General features: G+C 65.3%; 14 protein-coding genes, 1 tRNA gene and 1 riboswitch. Of the genes, 1 reads left to right on the forward strand and 14 read right to left on the reverse strand.

The annotated features are described in order from the left end of the window. Positions 1-30: 30 nt before the first annotated feature. The 14 genes from metE to HGO92_RS16285 form a co-directional block, all read right to left on the reverse strand. Complete coding sequence (gene metE, locus HGO92_RS16220) at positions 31-2,370, reverse strand: 5-methyltetrahydropteroyltriglutamate--homocysteine S-methyltransferase (protein WP_169996633.1); 2,340 nt, start codon at positions 2,368-2,370, stop codon at positions 31-33. 79 nt (positions 2,371-2,449) lie between these two features. Then, positions 2,450-3,400: a methylenetetrahydrofolate reductase gene (locus tag HGO92_RS16225; protein WP_169996635.1), complete on the reverse strand. Its 951-nt coding sequence runs from the start codon at positions 3,398-3,400 to the stop codon at positions 2,450-2,452. A 429-nt stretch (positions 3,401-3,829) separates the two neighbouring features. Next, a tRNA-Ala gene (locus HGO92_RS16230) sits at positions 3,830-3,902 on the reverse strand. Positions 3,903-4,247: 345 nt separating this feature from the next. Further along, positions 4,248-4,637 carry a ribosome silencing factor gene (gene rsfS, locus HGO92_RS16235; protein WP_169996636.1) on the reverse strand — a complete coding sequence of 130 codons (390 nt, stop codon included), beginning with the start codon at positions 4,635-4,637 and terminating at the stop codon, positions 4,248-4,250. Positions 4,638-4,668: 31 nt separating this feature from the next. After that, entirely contained in the window at positions 4,669-6,099 is a 1,431-nt protein-coding gene (locus HGO92_RS16240; RefSeq protein WP_169996638.1) for a hypothetical protein, read from the reverse strand. 37 nt (positions 6,100-6,136) lie between these two features. Then, on the reverse strand, positions 6,137-6,805 hold the full coding sequence (gene nadD, locus HGO92_RS16245) for a nicotinate-nucleotide adenylyltransferase (RefSeq protein ID WP_205834579.1): 669 nt from the start codon (positions 6,803-6,805) through the stop codon (positions 6,137-6,139). Between the two features lie 7 nt (positions 6,806-6,812). Further along, the gene (locus tag HGO92_RS16250) at positions 6,813-7,040 is read right to left on the reverse strand and encodes a hypothetical protein (RefSeq protein WP_169996642.1); all 228 of its coding nucleotides are present in this window, start codon (positions 7,038-7,040) and stop codon (positions 6,813-6,815) included. Positions 7,041-7,174: 134 nt separating this feature from the next. Next, on the reverse strand, positions 7,175-8,494 hold the full coding sequence (locus HGO92_RS16255; protein ID WP_169996644.1) for a glutamate-5-semialdehyde dehydrogenase: 1,320 nt from the start codon (positions 8,492-8,494) through the stop codon (positions 7,175-7,177). 58 nt (positions 8,495-8,552) lie between these two features. Beyond that, positions 8,553-9,683, reverse strand: coding sequence for a glutamate 5-kinase (gene proB, locus HGO92_RS16260; RefSeq protein WP_169996646.1), 1,131 nt, complete (start codon positions 9,681-9,683; stop codon positions 8,553-8,555). After that, entirely contained in the window at positions 9,673-11,253 is a 1,581-nt protein-coding gene (gene obgE, locus HGO92_RS16265; RefSeq protein ID WP_169996648.1) for a GTPase ObgE, read from the reverse strand. The genes proB and obgE overlap by 11 nt, the downstream gene beginning before the upstream one ends. Before the next feature lie 131 nt (positions 11,254-11,384). Next, positions 11,385-11,648 carry a 50S ribosomal protein L27 gene (gene rpmA, locus HGO92_RS16270; RefSeq protein ID WP_169996650.1) on the reverse strand — a complete coding sequence of 88 codons (264 nt, stop codon included), beginning with the start codon at positions 11,646-11,648 and terminating at the stop codon, positions 11,385-11,387. A 55-nt stretch (positions 11,649-11,703) separates the two neighbouring features. Beyond that, positions 11,704-12,012 carry a 50S ribosomal protein L21 gene (gene rplU, locus HGO92_RS16275; protein WP_169996755.1) on the reverse strand — a complete coding sequence of 103 codons (309 nt, stop codon included), beginning with the start codon at positions 12,010-12,012 and terminating at the stop codon, positions 11,704-11,706. 222 nt (positions 12,013-12,234) lie between these two features. After that, a complete protein-coding gene (gene thiD / locus HGO92_RS16280) occupies positions 12,235-13,710 on the reverse strand; it encodes a bifunctional hydroxymethylpyrimidine kinase/phosphomethylpyrimidine kinase (protein WP_169996652.1) in 1,476 nt (491 codons plus the stop codon). Positions 13,711-13,777: 67 nt separating this feature from the next. Then, positions 13,778-13,876: riboswitch (TPP riboswitch) on the reverse strand. 82 nt (positions 13,877-13,958) lie between these two features. Then, positions 13,959-17,339, reverse strand: coding sequence for a ribonuclease E/G (locus HGO92_RS16285; RefSeq protein WP_169996654.1), 3,381 nt, complete (start codon positions 17,337-17,339; stop codon positions 13,959-13,961). A 495-nt stretch (positions 17,340-17,834) separates the two neighbouring features. On the opposite strand from HGO92_RS16285, the gene HGO92_RS16290 reads away from it, so the two are divergent. Further along, the gene (locus tag HGO92_RS16290) at positions 17,835-18,419 is read left to right on the forward strand and encodes a vitamin K epoxide reductase family protein (protein ID WP_169996757.1); all 585 of its coding nucleotides are present in this window, start codon (positions 17,835-17,837) and stop codon (positions 18,417-18,419) included. Positions 18,420-18,481: the final 62 nt, after the last annotated feature.

Consider the following 18,481-nt stretch of genomic DNA (forward strand, 5'->3'; position numbering starts at 1 on the left):
GACATCGCGTTTTGAACGTGTCGAAAAGTGCTAGCCGGCCAGGCTATCCACCAGTGATGCGCGCACCGCCCGGGCCGCCTGCACAAGGTTCTCCAGGGACGCCTTGGTCTCCGGGTAGGCGCGGGTCTTCAAGCCGCAGTCCGGGTTGACCCACAGCTGGCGCACCGGCACATGTGCAACGGCGGCAGCCAGTAGTTCCTGAAGCTCGGCTGCCGACGGGATTCGCGGCGAGTGGATGTCGTAGATCCCCGGTCCCACGCCTCTGGCAAAGCCGTGCTGCTCGAGGTCCTTGACTACCTCCATCCGGGATCGGGCCGCCTCGATGCTTGTCACGTCCGCGTCCAAGGCATCGATGGCGTCGATGATCTCGCCGAATTCGGAATAGCACAGATGCGTATGGATCTGCGTGGCGGCGGCCACGCCGGAAGTGGCGAGCCTGAAGGAGTCAACGGACCAGCGCAAGTAGTCCGCGTGGTCGCGCCGGCGCAACGGCAGCAGTTCCCGCAACGCAGGCTCATCCACCTGGATGATCTTGATGCCGGCTTCCTGCAGGTCCGAAATTTCGTCCCGCAATGCCAGTGCCACCTGGTTGGCGGTCTCCTCCAGCGGCTGGTCGTCCCGGACAAAGGACCAGGCCAGAATGGTCACGGGCCCGGTCAGCATTCCCTTCACCGGCTTCTCCGTCAGCGACTGCGCGTAGCGTGTCCACGGAACCGTGATCGGCGCCGGACGGCTGACGTCGCCCCAGAGAATGGAGGGGCGGGTGCAGCGGCTGCCGTAGGACTGAACCCAGCCGTGCACTGTAACGTCGAAGCCGTCCAGGTTCTCGGCAAAATACTGCACCATGTCGTTGCGCTCGGGCTCTCCGTGGACCAACACGTCGAGACCCAGCTCTTCCTGCAGTTCGATGACGCCCTTGATCTCGTCCTTCATGAGCTGCTCGTAGGCACCGGCCGCCAGTTCCCCTTTCAGCGCGCGGGCACGGGCCAGCCGGATGTCGCGGGTTTGCGGGAAGGATCCAATGGTGGTCGTGGGCAGCGCGGGCAGCCGGAGCACGTCCTGCTGCGCGATCCGCCGGCTCTCGAAGTCACCGCGGGTGAAGTCGGCCGGAACCAGTCCCCCGGTCCGGGCGCGCACTGCGCTTTGCCGTACGCCCGGAGACTGCCGGCGGGTTTCCAGGACGGCAGCAGCGGCGGCGATCTGTGCGGCATTCGCTTCCGGCTTGCCTACCGCGCGGGCCAGGGTGCGGACCTCCTCCACCTTCTGATCGGCGAAGGCGAGCCAGCTGCGCAGGACCGGGTCCAGCTGCTGCTCCTGCTCTGCATCGTGCGGAACGTGGAAAAGCGAGGTCGACGTCGCAACGGCAAGCCGGGAAACGGACTCCTCCAAACGTCCCAGCTTGTCTGCTGCGGCGGCCAAATCTGCCTTCCAGATGTTCTCTCCGTCCACCAGGCCTGCGACCAGCACGGTGCTCCCCAGGGCCTCCAGCTCCGCCGCGGCGGGGACGGCGCCGTTGACGAGGTCCAGGTGGAGGGCATCGACGCCGGAAGCTGCCAGCACGGGCAGCAGCCCGTCCAGCGAGCCGTAGGACGATGTCACCAGTAGGCGCGGCCGCTGCGGGGCCTGAAGTTCCGTGGCCAGCGCGGTGTAGGCCAGCCGTACCGCCTCCGCCAGTTCCCCTTCGTGCAAGTCCTGGTCGGCCACCAGGGCCGGCTCCTCGAGCTGGACCCACTCAACCCCGGCCGCCGCCAGCGTGCGGAGGACCTCGGCGTAGGCCGGCAGCACATCGGGCAGCCGCGACAGCGGCTCGAAGCCCGCGCCGGCGTCGTCTGCTGCTTTGCTCAGGAGCAGGAAGCTGACCGGTCCCACGAGCACTGGCCTGGTGGTGAAACCTGCCTGACGTGCCGCCGTGAAGTTCTCCACGATCCATTCATTGGCGATCTGGAATGCCGTCTCCGGGCCCAGTTCGGGGACCAGGTAATGGTAGTTCGTGTCGAACCACTTGGTCATCTCCAACGGAGCGCGGTCGGCGTCGCCGCGGGCTAGCGTGAAGTAGGCGTCGAGCCCCAGCCTGCCCTCGCCGTCGAACAGGTCGGCAAAGCGGGATGGAACCGCGCCCAGCGTCACGGCGGTGTCCAGGACCTGGTCATAGTAAGAGAACGACGCCGGGACCGCCGACGCGTGCGCGTCCAGACCGAGTTCGGTCAGGTGCGCGTAGCTGCGGTGGCGCAGGTCCTGGCAGGTTTGCTCCAGCTCGGCTGCAGTTCTGGCGCCGGACCAGAAGTTCTCCAGAGCCTTCTTCAGCTCCCGGCGGGGTCCGATTCTGGGGTAGCCAAGAATGGTGGCAGCGGGGAAAGTATTGTCAGTCATGGGATAAGTCCTTAATTCTGGTGTAGCGCAGAAGATGAGTTGCGGCGGTAGCCCTTTGGGCGCCGTCGTGGGTGAGGTTTTACGCCCGGGCCAGCACTTTGTGGCGAACCGGGGCAGTCGGTCGGGGCAGCTGCAGTTTCTCCAGCAGCTGGAGGGCGGACACATGCTCGTTGAAGGTATACAAATGGAGTCCGGGCGCCCCGGCGTCCAAAGCGGCGTTGGCAAGATCGACGGTGGCCTGGATCCCGATGCGCTGACGCGTCGAGTCGTCACCGGCGCTGGCCAGCCGGTCGCGGACGGCAAGATCTACGTCGATGCCGGCCAGCTGGGCAAGCCGGTCGAGCCGGCGCACACTGGTCAGCGGCATGATGCCGGGAATGATCGGAATGCGCACTCCCGCCTGCTGGGCACGGCGCAGCAGCGATGAATAATCGTTGGCGTCAAAGAAGATCTGCGTGATCGCGAAGTCGGCGCCCGAGGACTGCTTGGCCAGCAGCACTTCGACGTCGTGCTCGAAGCTGGGCGATTCGGGATGGCGGCTGGAATAGGCAGCCACACCGATGGCCACTTTCCCGGCCGCCAGGTGGGCGGTCCGTCGGCGTTCAATCCGCCGGATCAGTTCGACCAGCTGCTGCGCGTACCGCAGTTCTCCTGAGGGGCGTCCCGAGCTGCCGGCAGGGGCATCGCCGCGCAGCGCCAGGATTCCTCTGACTCCCCTGCCAAGAATTGCCTCGATGGTCCGGGCCAGCTCCGGTCCGCTGCTCCCGACACAGGTCAGGTGCGCCAGCGGCCGCAGCCGGGTTTCATTCTGCAGGCGTTCAAGCAGCTCCAGGGCCGTCCCCTGATTGGAGCCTCCGGCACCGTAGGTTACCGAAACATAGTCCGGGGCAGTACCTTCCAGTTCACGGATGGTCCGCCAGAGCGCTTCGTTGGCCTGCGCATTCCTGGGCGGAAAGAGCTCATAGGACAGGGCGGGATGGTTGGTGATTTCCGCATCGAAGTGCGGAACCGTCGGGGTTGGCGGTGACATTTGTATCCTTACGGTGAGGTCACACGCGGTTGCGGAGAATCCAGGGGCGGAAGAACCGCCGCTGGGCAGCACACGTGATAGTTCGGAAAGGAGCTCAGGAGCCTACCTGCGTTGCGTGCGGCCGCACGCAACGGGGACTCCTGTGCCAAATGTCAGACCCACACCCGGGGCACCCACACCCTCATCGAGAGGGTCGCTGACCTGTTACGGAAGTAACTTGCCCAGAACTCTACGCACGGGCAGCAGAGCGGACAAGCAAACGGCCTATGGTGACGGCACGTTTCCGTTCTTGACGGCGCCCGGGGCATATGTGACGGGCGGAGCGTCATCCCGGACGGATTGTGACGTGCATAGACGGGACCGATAAGCCCGAAGACAAAAGCGGGGAAAAGAAAAGAGCCGCTCAATCTGAGCGACTCTTTTCATCGGTGGAGCTGAGGGGACTCGAACCCCTGACCCCCTGCATGCCATGCAGGTGCGCTACCAGCTGCGCCACAGCCCCGTTTCCGGTTTCTACCGTGTTGCCCTGCCCGGTTCGTTCCCTCCCCGTGCCGCAGCAACTTGAATATTCTATGCAGAGGGTCCGTCAGATTCCAAATCGAGCCCGCCTCAGCCCCAATTCCCGCAAAAACCGCGCCGTTCCGCGGCTTTCGGCTCAAAATCTACGAGGTTGTCGCCGCCGACAGGGTTTGAGTTTGACCTAAATCACATTGCTGTTATTCGACCCATCCGCTGCGACGAGCACTTATCCCCTTCGGTCGGGAGCGCCAATGCAAAAATCCCCGGCCTACCGATAAAAGGTAGCCGGGGATTCAGCTCACAGCCGGAAGCTTCGAGCGTTACTTAATCACTCGCCGTCGGACGCTGTTGCCGGGGCCTCGTCGAGCTGCAGGTCGATCGGCGGGCAGTCCTTCCACAGGCGCTCCAAGGCGTAGAAGACCCTGTCTTCCTCGTGCTGGACGTGGATGACAACCGTGGCGTAGTCGAGCAGCACCCAGCGCCCTTCGGACCGGCCTTCGCGACGGACCGGTTTCAGATCACGCTTGTGCAGCTCTTCTTCGATGCCGTCGACGATCGCGTTGACCTGACGTTCATTAGTAGCCGAAGCAATCACAAAAACGTCCGTGATCGCCAGACGCTCGCTGACGTCGAGGGCGATGATGTCCTGGCCGATTTTGTCGGAGGCAGCCTTGGCAGCCATGCGCGCAATGGAAATCGAATCTTCTGAGGCTGCCATAGGGCTCCTTTTTGGTTAGGTGGTAGTGGAACTAATTGCTGAGACCGACGATCATCATAATCAGTCCGATAATAAAGGCTGCTCCACCGAGCACCAGAGCAGCGATGACAGCAACCCTGGCACTGTTGGCCTGGCCAGCGGTCCGTGCATCCAGCGGGTCCAGTCCATGAGCGCTCCTGGCACTGAGTGGTTCCACTTTCCTGCCGCGACCATCGGCGACGGCTTCGGCCTGGGCCAGGAGCCTGGACCTGGCCGGCGCTGATGAGGTGGACGGCCTCGTCCCCGGCGTCACCGGCCCGGGGCCGCGCGTTGCCGGCTTTGGTCCCGGCACTGCCGGCGCGGGCCTCGACTTGTCGGAGACCTCCGACACAGGGCTGGTGTTGCGCACGGCCTTTTCGATCGAGGCAAGCCTGTCTGTCGGCGCAGAGTTGTCAACCGGCGTCGGCTTTTCCGCCGGCGCAGCCTTCCGTTGGGGCACTTGCGACCCCTTGGGGGTCTGCGGCTGGGCGTCTGCAGCAGGCTGTACGGGGACGGCTGTCCCTGCTTCCACGGCCCGTTCCGGGGCATTGCTCACCAGCGGCACATTGGACGTCGGGGACGGACGCAGGACGTGTTTATCACTGCCCGGCAGACGCACGAATTCCATCGGGGCCGACGCGATGTCTCCCGGTCCCGCAGTCTGCCGCCGCTGCTGGTTCTCCTGGCTCAACCGTTGCTTGTCCGCGGCCCGGCGGTTCAGCACCGCCGCACGCTCGGCCAAGGCCTTCTGCTGGGCAAGGATTTCCAGATCAACCGTCCGGGGGTCCTGGTCCTTGCGCGCCTCCATCATCGCGGCCAGGTTCTTGGCTTGGCCCATCAGCAGTTCCTTGGCCACCAGGGCCTGCTCGACGGTCATCTTTCCAGCGTCGACGGCTTCAGCGGCGGCGTCCGGCAGAGCCGCTTCATCAGTTGTTGGGGATTCGGCTAGCCCAGTCGCTGTGGCCGTGCTACGGCGGCGGCGCTCCCGGCGTCCGCCCTCGATCGGAGGCCGGTTGGAACGGTACTGCGCATCGGTCTGCGGTGCTTGAAGGGGACGGTCCTTTGCCGGCGCCTCCCCCGCTGCTGCGGAGACCGGCTTGACGGGCCGGTTCGTGGGGGCGGCTACAGGCGGGCGGGACGACCCCTCGGTCTGCGGGCCTTGTTCCCGCTCCAGTTGCTGCCGCCTCAGTTGGCGCCGGGTGGGTTGTGCCTGCGCGGCAGGAACAACGGGTATCGCCTCCGTCAGGGCGCGGTAGGCTCGGTGTGCTTCACGATCCCGGGCGCGGGCTTGGGAAGACCGCTCGGTACCTTCGGACGGGACTGACGGCGGTGTCATACTGCCCGCAACTCCTGCCGGCGTGCCACCGGCGTCCGGGTTCCCGCCGGGCCCACGCTGCAGCCGGGCTTCTCTCCGGCTGCGCGGCGTCTGCGATTCCTTACTCATTGATAACTTTTCACCCAGAATGTGGAGGTATGTACGGCTAATTTGTTGCGGGGAACCGATCAGCCGGTTCCAGTGCCCGGTAGAGACCGTATTTGGCAATGTACTGTACTACGCCGTCCGGAACGAGGTACCAGACGGGTTGGTCTTCGGCCACCCGGTCCCGGCAGTCGGTCGAGGAGATGGCCATGGCCGGGACCTCGAGGAGGCTGACGTCCTTACGCCCCAGATCGTGCAGCACGTGGCCCGGACGCGTGACTCCGACGAAGTGTGCCAGTGACCACAGTTCATCGATGTCCTTCCACGACATGATCTGCGCCAGCGCGTCCGCACCGGTGATGAAGTACAGCTCAGCTTCCGGACGGGCGGCCCGCAGGTCACGCAGCGTATCGATCGTGTACGTCAACCCTGGACGGTCGATGTCCACCCTGCTCACCGTGAACCGCGGGTTCGAAGCGGTGGCAATCACTGTCATCAGATAACGATGCTCCGCGGGTGAAACAGACCGGGACGATTTCTGCCAGGGATGGCCCGTGGGGACAAAGACCACTTCGTCCAGATCAAAAACCGCCGCCACCTCACTGGCCGCGACCAAGTGTCCGTGGTGGATCGGATCGAACGTGCCGCCCATGACCCCCAGCCGGAATTTGCGGCCGGAGGCTGTGCTGCCAGGCAGCGTAGCCGCTGTTCCGGTTGTGGGGAAAGCCATAGGCACTTTAGTGCTGGGCTTGGCCGTGATCGTGCTTGTTCGGGTGCTGGCGGTGCGGATCCACATGTTCCTCGACGGCGGAGTGGCGGTGGCCGACACTGGTAAAGGCGACGGTGGAGAACATCATGATCAGGAAGACCAAGAAGATCCCGCCGCCGATGACGACCGGAGACACCGGAAGTTCAACGTGGGCCTCGCTGGCCACCAGCGCGGCGCCGAATACCTGAGTCAGCATATTTTCTCCCTTGGGAATGGTGGACCGCCTGGGCAGGCGGAAGTTCAGTTCTGTCTAATGGTACGCGTTCGCGCGGCGGAACACCCACCGGCACGCGTCGGAGCGGTGGGCCGGGGCCGGTGGCAGCCGGGTGCTTAGTCCCGGACCTGGCCTTCGCCCTGCACAATCCACTTGGTGGTGGTCAGCTCCCGCAGGCCCATGGGGCCACGGGCATGCATCTTCTGGGTGGAGATGCCGACCTCGGCGCCCAAGCCCAGCTCGCCGCCGTCGGTAAACCGGGTGGAGGCGTTGACGATAACCGCAGCGGAATCAATCTCCGCAACGAAACGGTCGGCGTTACCAAGATCATTGGTGATGATGGCCTCGGTGTGCCCGGTGGTCCACCTGCGGATGTGATCGAGCGCGTCGTCCATCGAGTCAACCATGGCCACGGCGAGGTCCAGATCCATGTATTCACGGCCCCAGTCTTCATCCGTTGCCCGCTCGACCTGGATTCCGGCCGGCACGATCGCGGCTACACGGTCATCGACGTGGAGCCGGACACCGGCCCCCGCGAGCGAGCGGAGCACGTCCGCGCCCGCCCCAGCTCTCGAATGCAGGAGCAAGGTCTCTACGGTATTGCACACCGATGGCCGCTGGGTCTTGGCATTAAGCAGGATCTCCACGGCCATTTCGGTGTCTGCGGATTCATCCACGTAGATGTGCACGTTGCCTTCGCCGGTTTCGATCACGGGCACCCTGGCCGTATTAAGCACGGTCTGGATCAGGTCACGGCCGCCGCGGGGAATGAGCACATCCACCTTGCCGCGGGCCTGCATCAGCGCATTCGCACCCTCGCGGCCGTACTCATCGACGCTCAGCACCGCATCCGAGGGCAGGCCCACCCTGTCCAGCGAATCCCGGATGATCCCCAGCAAGGCAACATTCGTCTCGGCTGCCGCACTACCGCCCCGCAGGATGACGGCGTTGCCGCTCTTGAGCGCCAGACCGGCGATGTCCACGGTGACATTGGGACGCGCTTCGTAGATGGCAGCAACCACGCCCATGGGTACATGGACCTGCCGCAGCCGCAGCCCATTGGGCAGCGTCTGCCCCCGCATCACGGTACCCACGGGATCCGGCAGGCCGGCCAGGCTGTGCAGTGCCGCCGCAAGCGAGTCGATGCGGGCGGGATCCAGCTTCAGGCGGTCCAGCATCGCCTTGCTGGTCCCGTTGTCCCGGCCTTTCTCCACATCCAGCCGGTTCGCATGCAGCACAATGTCGCGCTTGGCGACCAGCTGCTCGGCGATCTCCACCAGCGCCCGGTCCTTCCAGGCGCGGTTGGCGCGGGCCATCCGCCGTGAAGCGGTGCGAGAGCGTTCGGCAATGCTATGGACGGCAGCAGTGACATCCGGCTGCTCTGCAGCGGACTGCTCGGTAACGGCCGGGGTCTGGGAGGCAGCTGTCTGGGTCATAGTCCGATTTTAGCCGTTATAGTTCCTGACCGTTTTCGCGTTACGTAGTCTGCCGTCCCTACAGCACCACGAGGTCGTCCACGTGGATGACCTCGCGCTCGTACTGGCGCCCCAGGCTCGCCCCCAGCTCTTTGGTGGAGCGCCCCAGCATCCGGGGCAGCTCATAGGAGGAGAAGTTCACGAGCCCGCGGGCAACGATGCGGCCGGCAGAGTCGGCGATTTCCACCGGATCTCCCGGCTCGAAGGTGCCCTTGACCGACGTGATCCCGGCCGGCAGCAGCGAGCGGTGACGTTCGCGCACGGCCTGCACGGCGCCGTCGTCGATTATCAGGCGGCCCTGGATGGTAGCCAAGTGTGCCAGCCAGAGCAGCCGCACCGGGCGGCGCGTGCCGTTGGTGCTGAACCAGGTGCCCACATCCTCGCCCGCTAAGGCCGCTTCCGCATTGGCCGTTGCCGTGACAAGCGCGGGAATGCCGGACTCCGCAGCCATGGCGGCGGCCTCGACTTTGGTCACCATTCCCCCGGTACCCACACCGGCCTTGCCCGTGCGGCCGATGCTGACCCCGTCCAGATCGGCGGGCCCGGCAACGTGGGCGATGCGTTTGGCCCCGGCCTTCGGCGGCCCGTCATAGAGGGCATCGACGTCGGAAAGCAGGACCAGCGCATCAGCCTTGACCAGGTGGGCCACCAGCGCGGCCAACCGGTCATTGTCACCGAACCGGATTTCATGCGTGGCCACGGTGTCGTTCTCATTAACCACAGGAACGACGCCGAGGTGCAGCAACCGGTTCAGCGCCCGGTAGGCATTCGCATAGTGCTGGCGGCGCATCAGGTCCTCGGCGGTCAGCAGCACCTGGCTGACTGCCACGCCGTGGGCGCCGAAGGCCTGGGTATAGCGGGCCATCAACAGTCCCTGGCCGACGCTCGCCGCTGCTTGCTGGGTGGCCAGGTCGCGGGGACGGCGTCCAAGTCCCAGCGGGGCCAGCCCGGCAGCAATCGCACCCGAAGAAACCAGGATCAGCTCCGTGCCGGTGTTGCGGCGCGCGGCCAGCACATCCACCAGGGACAACAGCGCGTCCTCGGAGATGCCTCCGGCCACGGAGGTCAGCGACGATGAGCCGACCTTGACTACTACTCTGCCGGCGGCCCGCAGCAGTGTACGGTCCGCCGGTTGAGCGCTAGCTTTCATCGTCTTCTTCCGAGGCCCCGCTTCCGGCGTGGTGCTTGTAATTGACGGATTCGGTCCAGATGCCTGCCTTGCGCTCGGCTTCCAGCTCCGCGCGTGCCGCGGCCCTGGCGTCCTTCCGCTCCTGCTGTTCCTGGCGCTTCTGGCTGCGCGTGGGACGGCCGCTGAAGTCGTCGAGCCGGATATCTGTTCCGCGCGGTGCGCCGGCCAGCAGCTCGGCGCCGCCCATCATGGTCGGCTCCCAGTCGAAGACAACGGCGTCGTCTTCGCCGATGACCACGGTGGATCCCGGCACGGCTCCGGCCTTGAAGAGTTTGTCCTCGACACCCAGTTTGGCCAGGCGGTCCGAGAGGTAGCCCACGGCCTCGTCGTTGTTGAAGTCCGTCTGCTTGACCCAGCGCTCCGGCTTCTCGCCGAGCACCCGGTACAACGGCTCGAGGTTCTTCTCTTCCTTGCGGATGATGAATCCGGCTTCGTTGACGGCCCTGGGCCGCAGGACAACCTTGACCGGTGCCGGTGCGGCTGCCGCCTCCTGCCGTGCCGCCACGACGATGTCCGCCATGGCAAAGCTCAGTTGGCGCAGTCCCTCGTGGCTGACCGCAGAGATTTCGAAGACTCTGTAGCCGCGCTTCTCGAGTTCGGGCCGGACGAACTCCGCCATATCCTTGCCGTCGGGTACATCCACCTTGTTCAGCGCCACCAGCCGGGGCCGCTCGTTCAAGGGCACGACGGCGCCGTCGGCACCGGCGTAGCTGAGGTCGACGGCGTAGGCAGCCAGTTCCGCCTCGATGGTCTCCAGATCAGAGATCGGGTCGCGGTCGGCTTCCAGGCTGGCGCAGTCGAGCACATGCACCAGGGCGGCGCACCGCTCCACGTGGCGCAGGAATTCGTGGCCCAGCCCCTTGCCTTCGCTGGCACCGGGGATCAGCCCGGGCACATCGGCGACGGTGAACCGCACGTCGCCGGCCTGGACTACACCCAGGTTCGGCACCAGGGTGGTGAACGGATAGTCGGCGATCTTCGGCCGCGCAGCACTCAAGGCCGCAATCAGGCTCGACTTACCGGCCGAGGGGAAGCCCACCAGCGCGATATCCGCCACGGTCTTCAGCTCCAGCACGATGTCGCGCTCGTCGCCCGGTACACCCAGCAGTGCGAAGCCGGGAGCCTTGCGCTTCTGCGAGGACAGCGAGGCGTTGCCCAGCCCGCCCTGGCCACCGGCCGCCGCCACATACTCGGCGCCTTCGCCAATAAGGTCGGCCAGCACTTCGCCGTCCTTGGTCTTGACCACGGTCCCGTCCGGGACAGGCAGGATCAGCGTTTCGCCGTTGCTGCCATGGCGCAGATCGCCCTTGCCGAAGTCGCCGTTGCTGGCGTGCCGGTGCGGTGCGTGGTGGTAGGACAGCAGGGTGGTGGTCTGCGAGTCGACCCGCAGGATGACGTCGCCGCCGTTGCCACCGTTACCGCCGTCCGGACCGCCCAGCGGCTTGAACTTTTCACGCTTGACGGAAACACAGCCGTGGCCCCCGGTTCCACCGGATACATGCAATACAACCCGGTCAACGAAAGTTGCCACGTTTATCTCCTTTTACTTCAGGTGATCCCGGTTCACACCGGATGTGCCCATCAGTGATTCTAGTCTGGTTAAACACCAGTGAGGCGGACCCGCGGCCCGCCTCACTGGAAAGCTGAAATTACTGCCGAAAATTACTCGGCAGCTGCTGCAGCAACGATGTTCACAACGCGGCGTCCGCGGCGAGTACCAAACTCAACCGCGCCGGCCTCGAGGGCGAACAGGGTGTCGTCGCCGCCACGGCCGACGTTGGCGCCCGGGTGGAAGTGGGTGCCGCGCTGGCGGACGATGATCTCACCAGCGGAAACAACCTGGCCGCCGAAGCGCTTTACGCCCAGGAACTGAGCGTTGGAATCGCGACCGTTGCGAGTAGAGCTCGCACCTTTCTTATGTGCCATTTGCTATGCCTACCTTTTTTGTCTATGGAAACTGCTGGAAGCCTGCCGACCGCAATTACGCGATGGAGGTGACCTTGACCTTGGTCAGTTCTGAACGGTGACCCTGGCGCTTCTTGTAGCCGGTCTTGTTCTTGAACTTCTGGATGACAATCTTCGGCCCGCGAAGATTCTCAATGATCTCTGCAGTGACCTTGACCTTGGCCAGCTCATCAACTGCGGAGGTAACCTTGTCGCCATCGACCAGGAGCAGCGCGGGCAGCTCGAAGGTGCTACCGGCTCCACCGGGGACGCGGTCAAGGGTTACGAGGTCTCCGACGGAAACCTTTTCTTGGCGGCCGCCTGCGCGGACAATCGCGTACACCACTTGGGAACTCACTTCTCTCGACGTTTAATACAGTTATGCGCTTTGAATACAGGCGGTAAAAAAGAAGCCTGTCAGCACTGTGCAGTGACGCCTACGGGATTTACCCTTCGAAGGCGTTCGCACCGAAGATCAAGATTACGCTATTTCCGCTATTTCCTGCAAATGACGCCTCGGCGGCGTGCCGCGGAACCGCACTGTTAGGTCGACCACACCGGCCGCCGCTCACGCATGAAGCCTCGGTGCATCGAAAAAGCGGAGCTCGTAGCGGGCCGAATGCTCGAACGCGGCCATCATGCGTTCGCGTTCCTGCTCCGGGATCTGCCGCGCAGCCCCGTCCATGATTGCCACGGCCTGCCGGGTGGCCTCCCCGAAATCCTCGTCCGCATAGGTCTCGATCCACGCGCCGTACGGGTGGCCGGCGGCTCCGGAGGACTTGTACCGGCCATACAGTTCGCTGCCGACATGCGCATACAACCAGTAGCACGGCACCACGGCCGCCACCAGCTCGGCGTAGCTCCCCGCAGCGCTGACGGCAAGCAGATGGTCCACGTACGCCTTGGTGACCGGCCCTTGTTCCGGCGCAATGTCGCGTCCGGCGAGCCATTCGCGGTGCAGCTGCGCCTCGACCTCAAGGCAGTTATGTGCGCCCTTAGCCCAGAACAGCTGTTCCTGCTCGGTGGGCGCCAGCGCGCTGGCCCGTGCCAGTGCCCGCGAGTAGCCATTGAGGTAACGCGCGTCCTGGGCCAGGTAGTAACCGAACTGCGGTTCATCGAGAGTCCCAGCCGCGAGCGACCGCACAAATTCCACCTCCATGATCTCCGCCCGGATGCCTGCGGTGCGTTCCCAGGCTTCCGTGCTGAACCGGCCCGCCGGACGCGGCGTGTGCTGGTGGAAATGGTGGATGGGCCCGCTGCCCTTCCCGACCTCCAGCTCGTCCGCGCGCACCAGCGCGCCGAACAGCCATTCCTTGACCTCTTTGAGCGACTCCGTCCAGTCCCCCGTCCGGGCCTGCACCGTGGCCATCGCTGCCGAGAGCGAGCAGCCGGTCCCATGCGTGTTTTTCGTCCGCACCCGCCCGGAGCGGAATTCAACCACCTCGCCCGCCAGCCGGCCATTCACATCCACCAGCGCATCGGGGCAGTCCTCCGCGGTCAGGTGTCCGCCCTTGACCAGCACCATGACGCCATGCCTGCGGGAGAGCTCCCTCCCCTGCGCCAGCGCCTCCTGCCAGTCAGCCGCGGGCTCGGCACCGAGCAGCACCGCCAGCTCCGGCAGGTTCGGCGTCACGAGGTGGGCCTGGTCGAGCAACCGGCGCAGCGCTTCCTCTGCGTCTGTGGCCAGCAGGCGGTCGCCGCTGGTGGCCACCATCACCGGGTCCAGAACAACGACGGCGGGGCTCACCTCAGCGAGCCAGCGCCCTACCGTTCCAATCACCTCGCTGTCACCAAGCATGCCGATCTTCACCGCGTCGATGCAGACGTCGTCGCTGACCGCCGCAAGCTGCTCGGTGAGGAATGACGGCGGCGGTGTATGGACGGAGCGGACGCCCTGGGTGTTCTGGGCTACCAGTGCGGTCACTGCGGCCATACCGTAGCCGCCGTTCGCTGCGATGCTCTTCAGGTCTGCCTGGATCCCGGCGCCGCCGGTCGGATCGGTGCCGGCAATGCTTAAAACCCTGGGGGTGGTTCGAATGGTCATGGCTGCTCCGTTGCTGCTCAGGGCGGAACGTGCACGGCAGAATTCCACAGCTGGCCAGCCTGTGGCCCGAAGACTGCAGCGACATCCCTCCGCCAGTCCTAACTGGTTCAGGTTCAACGGGTCTCAAATCTCAGCCGGCTAGTCGCCGGCACCCCGTGTCACTGCTGCCAGCCTAATGCATCAGGGGCGGTCCTTTCGACATGAAAGGACCGCCCCTGATGCATTAGCAGGAATTGCTCAGTGCTGGATCAGAGTTCCGACGCAGGAACTCCGACTCCCAGAATGACCGGCTGCACCGGAGTCTTCTTCTCGGCCTCCGGCTTGGCCGCCGCTTCATCACGGCCCGTTGATGCATCGGCGCCGCCCGCTCCGGAGACCGGCTGAACCGCCGGGGCAGCCTTCGCGGACTGCTCCATGCCGTCCCGCTGCTCAATGGGTGCCTGATTCGCGGCTCCCTGGGGGCTGCTTGCGGCACGACGACGGCGGCCGCGGCGCTCCGGCGGCGCCGTCGCCTCAGGTTTCGCCTCAGGCTTTGCCTCCGGTTCCGGCCCTGGTTTCGTGACGGTCTCCGGACTTACCTTGTTGAAGGCATCCGTCAGGCTCGCCAGAGTCAGGGCCGGCTCCTCACTGGCCGCCACCGGGCTGTGCTCGGCACGGGGCAGCACAACCTTTTCGCCGTTGATGGTCAAGACCGGAGCCTCGGGGGCGGCGTCCGGTTCTGCCTTGCGCGCAGCCGGTTCTGCCTTGAGCGCAGCCTCGTGTTCCTCCGCCTCGTGGGCTGCGTGGGTTGCCGCTGCGATAGACGCCAGTGCGGCACGGGTCGCCTGCGCCTTGGCTTGCCGCTCGGCGTCGTCCTCATGCTCCGGTTCCGCAATAGCTTCCGGCGCCGAGGGCGCAGTGCCCTGGTTGTTCTGGCTCTTGCTCCGGCGCTTTTCGCTGCGGGACGGCTTCTCCGGCCGCCCCGGCTTTTCGGCGCGGACAAGGTGCTGATGATGCTCGGCAGCCACCGCGGCACGGCGGTGCTCCAGCGGTTCGTCATGGGTGACCACGCCGCGGCCGCCGCAATGCTCGCAGTTCTCGCCGAAGACCTCCAGCAGCCCGGTACCCATCCGCTTGCGGGTCATCTGGACCAGGCCCAGGGACGTAACTTCGGCTACCTGGTGCTTGGTACGGTCCCGGCCCAGGCACTCCACCAGGCGGCGCAGCACCAGATCGCGGTTGGCCTCGAGCACCATGTCAATGAAGTCGATGACGATGATGCCGCCAATATCGCGCAGGCGCAGTTGCCGGACAACTTCTTCGGCCGCTTCCAGGTTGTTCTTGGTGACGGTCTCTTCGAGGTTGCCGCCGGAACCGGTGAACTTGCCGGTATTGACGTCTACTACGGTCATGGCTTCGGTGCGATCAATAACCAGCGAGCCGCCGGAGGGCAGGAAGACCTTGCGTTCGAGGGCCTTGTGGATCTGCTCGTCGATCCGGTTGGCCGCGAAAATGTCCTCTGCGCCGGTCCACTTCTCCAGCCGGTCCACGAGGTCAGGTGCCACGTAGGTCACATAGGCTTCGATGGTGTCCCAGGCCTCTTCACCGGACACGATGAGCTTAGAGAAGTCCTCGTTGAAGACGTCGCGGACCACCTTGATGGTCAGGTCAGGCTCCGCGTAGAGCAGTTCCGGCGGCAGCGTCTTGTTGGAGGTCGATTTGCGTTCGATCCCTTCCCACTGCGCGCGCAACCGGTTGATGTCGTTCATCAACTCTTCTTCGCTGGCGCCTTCGGCCGCGGTGCGGACAATAACGCCGGCGCCGTCGGGAACGTGTTCCTTCAGGATCTTCTTGAGCCGGTTGCGCTCCACGTCGGGCAGCTTCCGGGAGATGCCGGTCATGGACCCACCCGGCACGTAGACGAGGAAGCGTCCGGGCAGCGAGACCTGGCTGGTCAGGCGTGCGCCCTTGTGGCCCACCGGATCCTTGGTGACCTGGACGAGCACCGAGTCGCCGGACTTCAGCGCGTTCTCGATCCGGCGGGGCTGGCCCTCCAGATGGGCGGCTTCCCAGTTGACCTCACCCGCGTACAGCACGGCATTGCGGCCGCGCCCGATGTCAACGAACGCCGCTTCCATGCTGGGCAGCACGTTCTGGACCTTGCCGACATAGACGTTGCCGATCAGGGAGTCTTGCTGCGTCTTGGACACGAAATGCTCGGCCAGCACCCCGTCTTCGAGGACACCGATCTGGATCCTGTCATCGCGCTGGCGGACAATCATCTGGCGGTCTACGGATTCACGTCGGGCCAGGAACTCTGCCTCGGTAATCACCTGGCGCCGCCGGCCGGTTTCGCGCGATTCACGCCGGCGCTGTTTCTTGGCCTCGAGGCGGGTGGAGCCCTTCACCGAGGAGACTTTGTCGCTCGGCGGGGTCTCGCTGACCGGACGGGGAGCGCGTACGCGGGTCACCGTGTTGGGCGGATCGTCGTCCTGCCCGCCGGTGAGTTCGAGATCCTGGTCGCCGCGGCGCCGACGACGACGGCGGCGGGCAGTTACGCCGTCGCCGGACTCCGCCGGCCCTTCTTCGGTATCTTCACCCTGGGTCTCTGTCTCGGTCTCGGTGCCGGTTTCGACGGCGTCCGCGCGGTTCCGGCCCTTGCTGCGGCGGTTCCGGCGGCTGCGGCGGCGGCCGCTTTCTTCATCCTCGTCCGCCTCTTCCTCTGCGGCGGCCGGACGGACCGGGCGGACAGCGGTCAGATCCGGTGCGTGGAAGAGGACCTGTACGGGCGATTCGGGGACGGCGAAGGGACTCAGCACTGCCGGCTCGTTGTCCTCTTCTGGCTGTTCCTCTGCCGCGGGTGCGTTCTCCGGCGCCTGGCCGGAAACCGGCTCCGTGGACGGAGCTGGGGCGGACGCATCAGTGGGGGACGCATCCAGGTCGGCCGTGGCGGGGCTCTCCTGCGCGGCCTTCGGAGCCGCCGTCCGGCGGGCACGGGTGCGGGAACGCGTGGCGGGCTCGGCGGTTTCGGAGGAATCCGCTTCACTTGGCGCCGATACAGTCCCGGACCCGGCGCCTGCGGCGGACTCTACGCCGGTGTCGGTGCTCGCGGCGTCGGTGCCCGCGGAAGTGTCGGTGTCGGTGCTAGCGGCGGCAGTGTCCGGTGCCGCGTCAACCGCAGTTTCCTGCGAGGGCGTGCTTGCCACGCTGTCCGCGGCAACCTCCGGTGTTTCGGTCCGGGGCTGTGCCTTCCTGCGCTTGCGCGGCGTCTTGGCCTCAGCCGCGTCAGCCGGCTCTGCTGCCGTCTCTCCTGCCGGAACTGCATCGGCGGCGGCCATGGCGGGAGGGTCTGTCGGCATGGGCGGCACGGTGACGCCCGCTGCTGAATCTTCGTCGACCGGGGCCGATGCCGTCTTGCGGGTCCGGCGCACACGGGTCTTCGCCGGTGCGGCTTCTTCCCCGGCTGTCGACGGGACCTCCGCTGTTTCCACCGCGGGCTTGCGTCGGGCGCGGGTGGCCCGCTTGACCGGCGCCTTGGCCGTGGTTTCGGTTGCTTCTGGTGTTGCGATTGCGGCGGCGCTGTCGGTGCCCGCTGCTCCGGAAGTATCCGACTGATCGGATGTTGCCGGGTTTACCTGTTCATTATCCATTTATTACTGCACTCCAGCCCATGGAGGCACCGGCCACATTCCGGCACCGCCAAGGAAAGTAGCCGGTTATCCTTCGGGCCACGTGGCCACCCGTCACCGGAAGTCCTTGTCGTATCTCCCGAGCTCGCGCCAACTGTGGGGCGCGGTACACTCAGGGACCAGCGGCGCTTTTCCTACTACCGCATATATTCTCTTCATCGGTAGGGTCATCTGGCGGATTCCGCAGGGCCCATCCGGATGATGGGCTCCGACACCGGAAGCATCGCCGACAAACCTGGAAGCCTGTCGCTGGACCGGTAGTGGCATGTGGTTCCATTACCAGCCAAGAGCCATTCTCTCATATGGGCCCGGTTTTCGTTATCATTTGCCGCTTCTGCAGCGGTTAGAATCGTCCCAGACATCCCCCAATGGAAGAGGAGCCCGGTGAACCACCACGCGGCCCACGCCGAATCCGGCGAAGAAACCGTCCCGGCCGGACATCGGCCTGACAGCGCCGTGGCGGTACATTCGCGGCACAAACCTTTCGCTTGGCTCCTGCTCGCCACCGGCGTCGTCGGTTGGATCGCCTCGGCCATCCTGGTCCTGGAGCGGCTGGCCGTCTACGTAGACCCGAGCCACATCACCAGCTGCGACGTCAATCCGTGGGTGTCCTGCGGCGAAGTCTTCAAGACCTGGCAGGCAGCGATCTTCGGGTTTCCGAATCCGTTCATCGGGATCGTGGCCTTTGCCGTTCCGATTACGACGGCGATGGCGATGCTCGCCGGCGCCCGGCTCCGCCGCTGGTACTGGATCGGTCTGCAGGCCGGAGTGACGCTGGGATTCATCTTCGTGGTCTGGCTGTGGAGCCAGGCCCTGTTCGACATCTTTATCCTGTGCATCTACTGCATAGTGGTTTGGGCCATGATGATCCCGATGTTCGTTATGGTGACCGTACGCAACCTGGTGCATGGGGTGATCAAGGCGCCGGCTGGCGTGGTTGCCTTCGCCAGCGACTGGGCGTGGACCCTGACGATCATCCTCTGGGTAGCCACTGCGGCGAGCGTTTTCATCCGCTTTATGAACGTGTTCCTCGGCGGCTGAGGCAGGCGGCAGTGAGGTGCCGATAACCCGAACGGCAAAGGCCGCGCACATCCGGCGAGGAT

Source organism: Crystallibacter degradans (assembly GCF_012952295.1).
Classification (GTDB): Bacteria; Actinomycetota; Actinomycetes; order Actinomycetales; family Micrococcaceae; genus Crystallibacter; species Crystallibacter degradans.